The sequence below is a fragment of the Devosia honganensis genome (genome assembly GCF_042648785.1).
GTDB classification, from domain to species: Bacteria; Pseudomonadota; Alphaproteobacteria; order Rhizobiales; family Devosiaceae; genus Devosia; species Devosia honganensis.
In genome coordinates, this window is the sequence record NZ_JBHRYD010000004.1 from 35,188 (window position 1) to 45,045 (window position 9,858).

Annotated in this window: 13 protein-coding genes; 2 read left to right on the forward strand and 11 right to left on the reverse strand. The window is 59.5% G+C overall.

The window, feature by feature from the left end; genetic code table 11:
* Positions 1-13: 13 nt before the first annotated feature.
* From ACFOOL_RS06935 to ACFOOL_RS06945, 3 genes are read right to left on the reverse strand one after another with little or no spacing between them, the layout of a single operon-like run.
* Positions 14-1,336 carry an anti-CBASS protein Acb1 family protein gene (locus ACFOOL_RS06935; protein WP_380096131.1) on the reverse strand — a complete coding sequence of 441 codons (1,323 nt, stop codon included), beginning with the start codon at positions 1,334-1,336 and terminating at the stop codon, positions 14-16.
* Positions 1,337-1,347: 11 nt separating this feature from the next.
* Positions 1,348-2,799: a PBSX family phage terminase large subunit gene (locus tag ACFOOL_RS06940; RefSeq protein WP_380096132.1), complete on the reverse strand. Its 1,452-nt coding sequence runs from the start codon at positions 2,797-2,799 to the stop codon at positions 1,348-1,350.
* Entirely contained in the window at positions 2,766-3,269 is a 504-nt protein-coding gene (locus ACFOOL_RS06945) for a terminase small subunit (RefSeq protein WP_380096134.1), read from the reverse strand. Before ACFOOL_RS06945 ends, ACFOOL_RS06940 begins: the two co-directional genes overlap by 34 nt.
* A 257-nt stretch (positions 3,270-3,526) precedes the next feature.
* Between ACFOOL_RS06945 and ACFOOL_RS06950 the strand changes: the two genes are divergently transcribed.
* Both ACFOOL_RS06950 and ACFOOL_RS06955 read left to right on the forward strand, forming a co-directional pair.
* Positions 3,527-4,156 carry a hypothetical protein gene (locus ACFOOL_RS06950; RefSeq protein ID WP_380096136.1) on the forward strand — a complete coding sequence of 210 codons (630 nt, stop codon included), beginning with the start codon at positions 3,527-3,529 and terminating at the stop codon, positions 4,154-4,156.
* 278 nt (positions 4,157-4,434) lie between these two features.
* Positions 4,435-4,617 (forward strand): hypothetical protein, encoded by a 183-nt coding sequence (locus tag ACFOOL_RS06955; protein ID WP_286021628.1) that lies wholly within the window; start codon positions 4,435-4,437, stop codon positions 4,615-4,617.
* Positions 4,618-4,754: 137 nt separating this feature from the next.
* Here ACFOOL_RS06955 and ACFOOL_RS06960 read toward each other — a convergent pair whose 3' ends face one another.
* The 8 genes from ACFOOL_RS06960 to ACFOOL_RS06995 form a co-directional block, all read right to left on the reverse strand.
* Entirely contained in the window at positions 4,755-5,339 is a 585-nt protein-coding gene (locus ACFOOL_RS06960) for a hypothetical protein (RefSeq protein ID WP_380096138.1), read from the reverse strand.
* 31 nt (positions 5,340-5,370) lie between these two features.
* On the reverse strand, positions 5,371-6,045 hold the full coding sequence (locus tag ACFOOL_RS06965) for an NERD domain-containing protein (protein WP_380096140.1): 675 nt from the start codon (positions 6,043-6,045) through the stop codon (positions 5,371-5,373).
* Positions 6,045-6,239, reverse strand: a complete 195-nt coding sequence (locus ACFOOL_RS06970) for a hypothetical protein (RefSeq protein WP_380096141.1) — start codon at positions 6,237-6,239, stop codon at positions 6,045-6,047. Before ACFOOL_RS06970 ends, ACFOOL_RS06965 begins: the two co-directional genes overlap by 1 nt.
* A 166-nt stretch (positions 6,240-6,405) precedes the next feature.
* A complete protein-coding gene (locus tag ACFOOL_RS06975) occupies positions 6,406-7,245 on the reverse strand; it encodes a hypothetical protein (protein WP_380096143.1) in 840 nt (279 codons plus the stop codon).
* A complete protein-coding gene (locus ACFOOL_RS06980; protein WP_380096145.1) occupies positions 7,242-8,570 on the reverse strand; it encodes a replicative DNA helicase in 1,329 nt (442 codons plus the stop codon). The genes ACFOOL_RS06975 and ACFOOL_RS06980 overlap by 4 nt, the downstream gene beginning before the upstream one ends.
* A 145-nt stretch (positions 8,571-8,715) precedes the next feature.
* On the reverse strand, positions 8,716-9,219 hold the full coding sequence (gene ssb, locus ACFOOL_RS06985) for a single-stranded DNA-binding protein (RefSeq protein WP_380096147.1): 504 nt from the start codon (positions 9,217-9,219) through the stop codon (positions 8,716-8,718).
* On the reverse strand, positions 9,216-9,431 hold the full coding sequence (locus ACFOOL_RS06990; RefSeq protein ID WP_380096149.1) for a hypothetical protein: 216 nt from the start codon (positions 9,429-9,431) through the stop codon (positions 9,216-9,218). Before ACFOOL_RS06990 ends, ssb begins: the two co-directional genes overlap by 4 nt.
* A gap of 2 nt (positions 9,432-9,433) precedes the next feature.
* A complete protein-coding gene (locus ACFOOL_RS06995) occupies positions 9,434-9,757 on the reverse strand; it encodes a hypothetical protein (RefSeq protein WP_380096151.1) in 324 nt (107 codons plus the stop codon).
* Between the last annotated feature and the right edge of the window lie 101 nt (positions 9,758-9,858).

Genomic DNA, 9,858 nt, shown 5'->3' on the forward strand with positions numbered 1-9,858 from the left:
ATGTCTCCGATGGTTATTCGGCCGCTGGCTGCGGCAGCACGTCTTCGTCTTCAGGCAGATCGTCCATCTCGCGCTGGTCGTCGGTCAGCGGGTCGTAATCCGCGACCTCGCGGATTTCGTCAGGCGTGAACACGTATTCGCTGGGGTGCTTGGCGTTGATTTCCGCCATATCCTTGGCCCGGCTCATCTTCTCGGTTGAAGACGCCTCGGTCAGGTCGGCCCAGTCGATAAACCAGTCCTTCTCCGGCAGGATGCCGAACCGCTCCAGGCGATTGATGAATTCCTGGATGATCGGCCGATTGCGGGTGACGCGACGGGCATTGCAGGTCTGTGCCCACTCCTGGGCATCTTCTGTGCTCGCACGCTCGCCTGTCTGGCTCCCCAGCAGGATTTTGACCGGGATATGCAGGCTGGCGGCGAAGGCCTGGACCGGAGCAGCAAAGAAGTGCTCTGGGCTCGGGAGGGTGATCTGCATCGGCTTGGCGGTCATCCCGCCCAGCATCAAGCCCTTGTCGAAGCCGGACTGGAAGTTGTCGATCTGCTCATTGATCGCGTCAATGAATTCGGATGGCGTACCGGCGCCCATCTGACCTGCCAGCGTCTTGGCATCGACGCCTTCCCGCGCCTCGATGAGCGGGGCGCCGCGGCTGGTCTTCCAGAAGCCCTCGCCCCCAGCCCCCTTGACCTTCTCGGCGTCCAGCAGATCGTTATAGCCGGGCTCAAGGGCCGACTGGCAATTGACCGTGCCATCATCCGACCAGATCAGGACGCGATCAGGATGCACCCGGAACTGGCGCGGCTGGGTCTTGTCGCCAACAGCGGATTCGTTGAACTGATAGAACAGCGGCTCGCCGTAGGTCTCGCTGTTCTGATTGCCATCCCACTCAGCAACGGTGAGTTGACCCTCCCACGCAGGGATGATGCCAGCCAGGCCAAGGATGCCGCCAGGGACCGTATCAACAGGCTGGTCGAACTGCTTGCTGTCGGCGAAGCGCAGGATAACGCCGGCGTACCGGCCAACCATGGAACGGCGGTCTGCTTCTGAGAACATCTGCCAGATGCGAAGGTCGGCGAAGCGCTGGCGAATATCAGATTCGACGTCGCTTTCGGCCGGCTTTTCCGTCTCCCAGATATCGGGGCTGTCCTGCCAGGTCTTGAGGATCGTCTTGTCGACGCCGGCAAAGGCCAGGCCGTTGCGGCGATACATGCGATAGAGCTGGTCGAACGTCAGATGATCGGGCCAGCCGAAGTCCTTGAAGTGGTCATGCTTGCGGCCCTTGGTGAAATACGAGGGGAACATCGCATCCAGCCGACGCATGGCCGAATTGACGATCATAGCAGTTCTGCTCACCATGAATCGCCTCGTGTCAGTATCCAGCCGGTCGGCAGCGCCGCGATGTTCACATTATCCGCCGCGATCACCGCGTCGGCCAGGTTGTGCGATTTCACGCCAAGGTCTTTCTTCAACTTCACCTTCGGCACGACGCGCTTCTTGCCCTCGCTCTCGACCCACCAGGGCACGCACAGCTCGGTGAACAGCGCATCGAGCTTTTCCTTGCCCATGGCTGAAGAGAACGACAGCACATCCTCGGGCTTGATCGATTGGCCTCGCGTCACCGCGTTGAAGGTCAGCATGGCGCGGCGGGCGGTGTTGGCCCACGCCTGCGCCTTGAGGTTCAGATACTCGTCTTTGTTCAGCGGCGAATTGCTGTTGGTCGGGTCGCTGGGCTTATCGGAATCCATAACAGCGCCGCCGGCATGAAATGCGAAGTGCTCGACCCTGGCGCCGGCCGCCTCATTCTGCTCATCGATATAGCCGCCGACGAAAGCGCCAACGCCGATGGTATCGTAGGACACCGTGGCATTGAGGTGTTTCGCCTTGGCCCATACCCTTTTGGCATTCTGGACTAGCTCGTCCTTGCCGCTTGACCAGTCCTCAGCATCGACAAACACGCCATCAATCTTGTCAGCCGTCGCGCTCTTGTCCTCGCCATCATCGGCGGGGTCGAAGCCCACGATGTTCCGGCCCGTCAGATCCAGCTTCAGAACCTTGTGAGCATCAACGCAGGCATCGAGCCAACGGCGCTTGAAGATCGAAAGCTCACTATCCCCAAGCGGCACGCCGCCATAGACGTGCTCGAATAGCTCTGGGTTGCTCTCCTGCATTGCCGCGATGTCGCGCAACGCTTTCTGCGAGAGGAACGGGTTATCCGTCCAGTCGATCTTGTGCACCACCGAGTGCGGCTGCGCTTTCACCACGAAGTTCTGCCACACATAGTCCGTGACGTATTTCGGGTTGAACAGCAGGATCGCTAGGCTGTCCTCTTTGCGGATCGTCGGGCCGATAACGGTCCACTGATCCTCGGTCAGCTTTTCCGCTTCCTCCACCCAGAGGATATCGACATCTGAGGTGCCCTTGATGTCCTCAAGGTTCCGCTCGATGCCGTAGAAGATGAACTCCGAGCCGGTCGCCTTGTGGATGATCGTCGTTTTCTGGACGTCGAAGGCAGCTTGCAGACCCAGGTGGGCAATCGCCCATTTCAGCTCGGTGTAGACCGATTCCTGGATGCGGTTCTGAAAGCGCCGGATGCAGAGAACGCGCATCTTGACGCCGACATGATCTACCAGCCGAACAAGCTGGCAGGCGGTGTCCCGCGTCTTTGAGCTCGACCGGCCGCCATGCAGGACGGCAATGTCGGCCTCGCCAAGAAAGACCTGCTCCCAAAAATCGAACAGCGCCGGGTTTGTAAGGTAGGTGCTTTCCTCTAGCTCTTTTCGCCGCGAAGCCGTTGACGCCATGTCTTGTCTTCCGCCTGCTCCCAGCCGCCGGGCTCGCTCACTTCGGTCTTGGCCGGCGCATGCGAGCCCTGCATTTTGTTCGCCTCGGCAATGGCAGAGACGGCCACACGAGGGTCAGTCTTTGCGGTATAGGTCACGATCTCCGAGAGCGTCTTGAGGCGGTCAGCAGCCGTCCACTCGGCCTTTTCGGAGATGCGCTCGACCAATTCAGCCACGCGGGCTTCGATGTTCACATTTGTTGACAAACGCGATGCAGCCGACCGGCTCGGCTTATACCCTGCCCGCTCATATGCTTCGGCAGCACTTGCGCCTTTGGCGAGCGCCTGCGCAAATGCTTCATGCTTAGGGTTTGGGAGGATGGGCATGGATTTATTTCCGATCAGCAAGGAACTTGCCACGTTCCTGTCAATCATTTGTCTTGCTTTGTCGGCCGTCGCATGGGCGATTTCGGCGTTCGTCACGCCAGTCATAAAGCACTCGTATTGGGACAGCCTCCCGACCAACCTGGTACGGAGGCAAACCATAGGTTCTTACCTAAATGCCTTGGCGGCGCTTTTGGCAGCGGCCGGCGTAGCTCTTCAAGCTTACGCTTCTGCAATCTGAAGCGTCACTGCCTGCTCATCGAACCCGTGCATGTCTTGCACAAGTTAGGTGAACAGGCCGAGCGCCGAAGCGCCCGACCGAAATCGATCTATGCTGGTTAGCCCAGACTTCGCCCCGGGTCGAAATGACCGGCGGAAAAATCGGCATGGGTGCGCATACGGTCAATGAAGGCGAGGAAGCGGCTGCGCAGCGCCGGCAGGATGGCAACCGGCTCGACGCGGGTTACGCCGCGCTGCGGATTGGCCTTGGTTGTTACGCCAAGAGCTGGGGAATGGGGTTAGGGCAAAGCTGGCTGGAACTCGCCTGCTGCTTATGGAAATTGACGATAATGCGAGCTTATTCATGGGTTTCCCAGAGGAGTAGCTTGCTCTCCGCAAAACCTCTAAATACACACCGCCTCGGGCGACTCTTGCCCCGAGGAAAAAATATGAAAAAAGCTGTTACAGCTCTATCGCTTGCCTTGCTGGCAGCGGGGACCATAAGCGCTACCGCGCTGGATCGACGCGTTGTGATCAACAATACATCGTCCTACACGATCATGGAATTCTACGCTTCGAACACCGGAAGCGAATCCTGGGAAGAAGATATTCTCGGCAGCGACATCCTGCCTGCAGGTGACAGCGTCACGATCAACATCGATGACGGGTCAGGCTATTGCAAATATGACTTCCTTGCGGTCTTCGAAGACGGCGACGAGGTTATCTCCGCCGACAACAACGTTTGCGAATTGAGCGAGTTCAACTTCACGAATTAGCGACAAAAAACTGGTAGCCAGACCGCAGGTGCGCTGGCTACCAGCGCCCGCCCCTGCGCTCCAATGCGCTTACCTGCTGGGAGAGATTGAGGCGGAAGCTCCCTATTGCGCTTCGGGAGCCTCACGAGCCAGCAGGGGCTTTCGCAACCTGCGCGCATGGGCTCGCCCGCCTCAAATTGAATGGGTGCAGCGCCAAACCAGATTTATTTCGAACTGCCCCAAGGTTTTGTCACATTCAGCCGTCTAACCTTTGCATGCCAACCAAAGGAGAAACGAGCATGAAGAAGATACTCACCGCCGTCGCGCTGGCCAGTGCCCTTTCGCTGAGTGCCTCAGCACCTGCCATGGCAAAAATCAAAGATCACCCTAAGATTCAGGACGGCTCCGCTGGCTACCACCTGGGCTGCGCCATTGGATGGATGCTCGGAATCCAGATGTGTGGCGAACTTTTGATGGAGTAGCCTGGAAACTCGGTGCCGGCCCTGCTTGGGCTGGCATCCTGCGCAGCTTGAAATCAAAAAGGCCCGGTTGCCCGGACCCTGAATTTTGGACGCTTTATGCGTTAGCATAAAAACTCTGACTGATTTGCTGCCAAACGTCAAGCAGCCTTGCGTTTGTCCCCAATCTTGAAATGCCGGGCCAGGGCGTTTAGCCCCTCGCGCATCCATCCGACCATATGCGTGTGCGATTCATCGCGGAGAACGCAGTAATCCAGGGCCGCAATAAGCGCCCCGCCTGCCCTCACCTCGTTCTGGCGCTCCTGCACAACGGCGACCGCGGCGCGCCAATCTGCCAACGCCTTCTTCGAGCGCTCGACATTCTCCGGCGCCGGCATGCCTCTCGTTGCATTGAGGTTCACCGCGCCCGATGGCTTCGGACCGCCGACCGTGGCCTGCATTTCCTGGTAGACCTCGCAATAGCGCACCGCCGCCTCGTACTGCTGCTGCGTGATTTCCCCCGACATGGCCAGCCGGCCAACGAATGATCCTGCCATTTGATCCTTCCCGATCCTGGGATCCAATCCATAATGCCGATGCCGCGCCTCGATGCCCGGGCGCATCGCTTCACGTTCAGCCTTGTCGTGCATACCGACCAGTCGCTTCATGATGTCTGGTTTTTTGCGGGAAAGCCGGCCGTTGGCTTCCCGAGCGCCTTGTTTCGGCTTTGGACCGCGCCTTGCCATGTGTCTCTGTCTCTCTGGTGGTTAGGAAGGGTTACGCAGCGATTGCCGGATCGGCTTCGGCGCATTCACGGCGGCGGATGGCGGAACAGATGCCTTTGGTCAATTCGCTGCCGTTGCAGTGCCAGCGAAGCGCCGCGACCATTTCCGGCATGGTGGAACGGCGGCCGGCGGCAACTCCGAGCGAGCCGCATAGCCACGCCAGTTCGTCCCGCCAAAGTAGGTCAATTGCTCCGGCGGGCAATGCAGCCTGGAACTGCTGTGCTGGCATTTGCCACTTCTCAAGGAAGTCGTGACTTGCTTCCGGCAATGCCCGACGCGCTTCGGGAAAAACCCAAACCTCATGTGGCCTAGGGCGGATGACCGGCGTTGTCCTAGAATAAAATTTTCCGTCACGCTCGAAATGTGCGCATCCACGATTGGCGGGCACCTCAATCAAGAACTTATCGTGAAGCGCTGCGATGACATGGTGCGCACAACCTTTCATACTCTCGATCTGCTTTGGCAGCCGATCGAGTTTGTCCTTGGCCGATTTGATCTCCACCGCGATAATCTCGGCCGGCGAAACGGCCAGAACATCGATGCGGTTCGGGCCATAGCTGCTGACGTTGATTTCGTGAATGATCCGAGCCTCGGGGCGGCGCTCACGAATCCGGGCCACCACCGCTTCGCGCACTTCTCCTTCATCGCTGCTGCGATATGCTGGCATCACCCTCTCCTTTCGCTTTCCTGGGGGACATGCTCGCGGCAGAAATAGAGCCGCTTGCCATGCTCATCGGTGATCCCGAACGGGGCATGCTCCATCCCGCAAATCTCGCATTGCGCGATCATGGCCCGGGGCGTGAACAGAACACCGTCCTTCATGAATTTCGGACCAGACTGGCGCAGTACGGCGGGCATCATCGATACGGCCTCCGAACCGGCTCTGGGATAGGCTGGGGCTCGCGCTGATCTTCCGTCAGCATGGCGATCTGGCGCTGAAAGCGCTCGACGCGAGCGCGAAGGCCGGGCACTCTCGGGTCGAGATTGGCCAGTTCATCGCGGAGAGCTTCGAGGCGCTGCTGGACGTTCATGCTGCCGCCCTCGCCTGCTCGATCAGATCATCCGGCGCGGCGCAGCCAGGCTCGCCCGGCTTCGGCCCCCACGAGTGAGGCCAGACGTCTTGCTCGTAAAACGCCGCTAGCCTTTCCTGCCAATCCACCGCCTTTCGCTCAGGTGCCGGGGAGGATGCTGCCGCTGCCTTGCGTTCAGCCGCGTCTCGGATTTGCGGGACGAAATAGGCCCAGCTCCGCGCTTTCGGGTTCGGTCGTGCCTTGATCGCCGGAAGAATGTCGGCATGGAGGTCAAATCCAGCCTGCATCAACCCGAGGATCTCGCCGGGAAAAGCAAGGCCCGGAGAAGGGTTACCCCTAATGCCAGCCGCCAAGAGCAAGCTATCTATCAAATCCTCCCCGCGCGGTTGCGAAGCAACTATCTGGCTTCTAGCCTCTGGCTTCTGGGGCTTATCCCGGTCGGTTGGAATTTGGTTATCCGAAGCGGAAATATCCCTTTGTTTTAAAAGGGTTGGGTTGCCGCCGTTCTTGCCGTTTTTTCTGGCAATCGCGGACTTCTTCGCCACACGCGTCATTCGCCGAGAGAAAATGACACCCTCTCTCGTGCGGGAGAAAACCCCAGCCGCTTCAAGTTCGCCGCGCAATGCGGGGATCTGATCGGGCGAAGTTCCTGCCAACACGGCGAGCTGTGCATCTGTCGGGGCGAGACCGGAGACGAGAAGGTGACCGTAGGGCGTAGCCTCATGCATGATCGAGATCATCTCGATCCACAGGCCACGAGCGGCTAAGCCGCACATTCTGAGCTTCGGATCGGAACGCCAGTCGGTCGGATAGAATTTCAGCCAAGGGTCGCTCATAGATTGTCCCTGATGCTGGAGTGAGCGATGGAGCACCACAGACGGCAATCAGCCGTCTCTCCATTGCGGTTCTTGCGAATGAGGAAATCAAGCTTCCAGCGGGCATCCGCCAGGGCGCCAAGATCGGCATTTGCATCTTGGGCTAGGTAGTATTCCTCGCGGAACAGGAACCCGATCACATGGGCGTCTTGCTCGATCTCACCGGACCAGCGAAGGTCGGACATGACGGGGCGCTTGTCATCGCGCTTTTCCACGTCGCGGGAGAGTTGGCACAGCAGGATAACGCAGCAATCCAACTCCTTGGCGAGCGCGCGGGCGCGGCCAGAGACTTCCCCGGCCTCTGCCACCTTGTTACCCGCATATCGGTCTGAGGGCGTCACCAGGCCCATATGGTCGATCCAGATGGTGCCGAGGCGAACGCCGTGCATTTCCATCTCGGCTTTGAGCCGGCGCGCCTTGGCTGCGATTTCCGCAAATGTCAGGCGGGCGCTGTCATCGATGTGCATCGGCGCTTTTCGCAGCGCCTCATAGGCATTGCCAACATGGTCATCCATGCCTTTCAGATCGCCGCGAAGCAGGTCTCCGAAGCCTGGAGCCTTGGTCCAGTCGATCTGATCCGCAGCCATGCGGGCGAAAATCTCCTGCCGGGTCATTTCTAGCGAGAAGATCAGCACCCCTGCTCCGCTCAGCGCTGTGCGTCTGGCCGTCGAGCACATGAACGCCGATTTGCCCATGCCCGGTCGGCCGGCCACGACATAGAGCTGGCCCCGGCGAAAACCGTTCAGCTTGTTGTCGAGGATGCGCAGGCCGGTGGTGTCGCCCTTGAGATTGTCGGGATTGGTAATATCCTCGAAGAATTGCTTTCCCGCATCCGCGAGGCTCGACCCGCTTTTTTCGGCCTGCACTTCCATCACAGTGTCGATCATCGACATGGACCGGCTGGCAACCTCGTATGGATCAGCGCCGTGCATCTGCGATTGCTCGATGACGGATTGACCCATTTCGGTCAGGACGCGCCTTGCCCAGCGGTCCTTGACCGTTTGCAACATGCCTCCGATCATCGAAACCGGCAGGCTTTCACGGGTGAGGTGGGCATAAAACTGATTGCGCGGGACGCCGGCGATATCCTCCGGCATGGCGGCAATGACGGTTGGCGGCGACAGCCGGTGTCCAGCTTCGGCCAGTTTCGTGCATTGCTCATAAATGTAGCGAAGGATCGGCTCGGAAAACCATTCCGGCTTGATGAGACCAGCCGAATACTCAAGCGCCCCTTCGGTCGCTATCAAGGAGCCGAGAAGCGACATTTCGGTATCGACTTCGCTCATGGCGATTTTAGTTGCCGGGACCGCGCTCATGAGATGAGCCTTGCCTTTTGGCGCCGGGCGGCCTGGTCGAGCACCATGTTCATAATCACCCAGAGCGGCCTCATGGTGTCATTGTCATTTGCATGGTTGAGGTTCATGAACAGCCTCAAAAAGGTATGTCTGGGTCCATACCGCCAGCATCGAATGCCGGGCGGCTGGTTTGGGGGCGCTCTGAGCCACCAGACTGCTCGCGCGTCCGGGTCTGGCCGTAATCATCGGGAGAACTGGCGGCCGGCGGGCGATTGCCGCTGCTGGCGCTGTCCAGCAGGTCTATTGCGCCACGAAACGGCTGCAATACCACTTCGGTGCTATAGCGGTCGGTGCCGTCCTGATGCTGCCATTTGCGGGTCTGCAACTGACCTTCGAGATAGACCTTGCTGCCCTTCTTGAGATATTTTTCCGCAATGCCGGCCATGCCGGAATGCTCGGACGAACCGAAGATCACCACGCGGTGCCACTCGGTCTTTTCCTTCTTCTCGCCCGTGTTCTTGTCGGTCCATTTTTCGGACGTGGCGAGGGAGAGGTTGGCGATTTTCGTACCGGCCTCGGTGGTGCGGATTTCGGGGTCGGCGCCGAGATGGCCGACGAGAATAACCTTGTTGACGCTCATTGGCTTTCATCCTTCTGGCGACGGGCGGCGAGACGAAGCCTGGCCTTGTCGGACATGTCTGCCCGGCCAGAGGCAGCAAGCTGGATAGCGATCCGGCGTTTCTTGTCGGTGGTGATACCCCGCGCCTTTAGGGCCTGCCGCAACTGGTCATTGACCTTGTTGCTTTGGCGGGACCATGCGCGGGTGGATTTGGTGGGCTCGGACAGGTTCATGGCTACTCAGCCGCCATGGCGACGGGGGGCGCTATATCTTCCTGCTCGGCCTGCCCTTTCGGCGGAGCCAGACTTTCCAGCGCAGCATCAGCGGCGACGACAATGCGGCCCTGCTGGGCAATCTGGAGGTTGAGCGGATTGACCTCAGCATCGCGCTCAGCAATGAGCCGGGTCATTTCCCGGTCGTAGTAGCTTTCGCGGGTGAGCAGTTCTTCCCGGAGCCGGGTTTCCTCGACCACGGCAGCGTCACGATCCGAGACAATGCGATTGGCGAATGCCTCATCGGCGGGGATTGCGGGAGTGGTCACGGGCTTGCGCGTGGTCATCTGCTAGTCCTCCTGTTCAATCTGTCGAGCGTCGGCCGCGAGGGCCGGATCGACGGTCTAGGTTTTTGGGTTGATGGGGTGCCGCTCCGGCTCGTTCGGCA

Excerpts from the sequence above, each read along its gene's own strand:
- ACFOOL_RS06935 (WP_380096131.1), bottom strand. The coding sequence starts at position 1,336 with ATGATCGTCAATTCGGCCATGCGTCGGCTGGATGCGATGTTCCCCTCG.
- ACFOOL_RS06955 (WP_286021628.1), top strand. The coding sequence starts at position 4,435 with ATGAAGAAGATACTCACCGCCGTCGCGCTGGCCAGTGCCCTTTCGCTG.
- ACFOOL_RS06940 (WP_380096132.1), bottom strand. The coding sequence starts at position 2,799 with ATGGCGTCAACGGCTTCGCGGCGAAAAGAGCTAGAGGAAAGCACCTAC.
- ACFOOL_RS06965 (WP_380096140.1), bottom strand. The coding sequence starts at position 6,045 with ATGCCAGCATATCGCAGCAGCGATGAAGGAGAAGTGCGCGAAGCGGTG.
- ssb (WP_380096147.1), bottom strand. The coding sequence starts at position 9,219 with ATGAGCGTCAACAAGGTTATTCTCGTCGGCCATCTCGGCGCCGACCCC.
- ACFOOL_RS06945 (WP_380096134.1), bottom strand. The coding sequence starts at position 3,269 with ATGACTGGCGTGACGAACGCCGAAATCGCCCATGCGACGGCCGACAAA.
- ACFOOL_RS06970 (WP_380096141.1), bottom strand. The coding sequence starts at position 6,239 with ATGATGCCCGCCGTACTGCGCCAGTCTGGTCCGAAATTCATGAAGGAC.
- ACFOOL_RS06995 (WP_380096151.1), bottom strand. The coding sequence starts at position 9,757 with ATGACCACGCGCAAGCCCGTGACCACTCCCGCAATCCCCGCCGATGAG.
- ACFOOL_RS06975 (WP_380096143.1), bottom strand. The coding sequence starts at position 7,245 with ATGAGCGACCCTTGGCTGAAATTCTATCCGACCGACTGGCGTTCCGAT.
- ACFOOL_RS06950 (WP_380096136.1), top strand. The coding sequence starts at position 3,527 with ATGACCGGCGGAAAAATCGGCATGGGTGCGCATACGGTCAATGAAGGC.
- ACFOOL_RS06990 (WP_380096149.1), bottom strand. The coding sequence starts at position 9,431 with ATGAACCTGTCCGAGCCCACCAAATCCACCCGCGCATGGTCCCGCCAA.
- ACFOOL_RS06960 (WP_380096138.1), bottom strand. The coding sequence starts at position 5,339 with ATGGCAAGGCGCGGTCCAAAGCCGAAACAAGGCGCTCGGGAAGCCAAC.
- ACFOOL_RS06980 (WP_380096145.1), bottom strand. The coding sequence starts at position 8,570 with ATGAGCGAAGTCGATACCGAAATGTCGCTTCTCGGCTCCTTGATAGCG.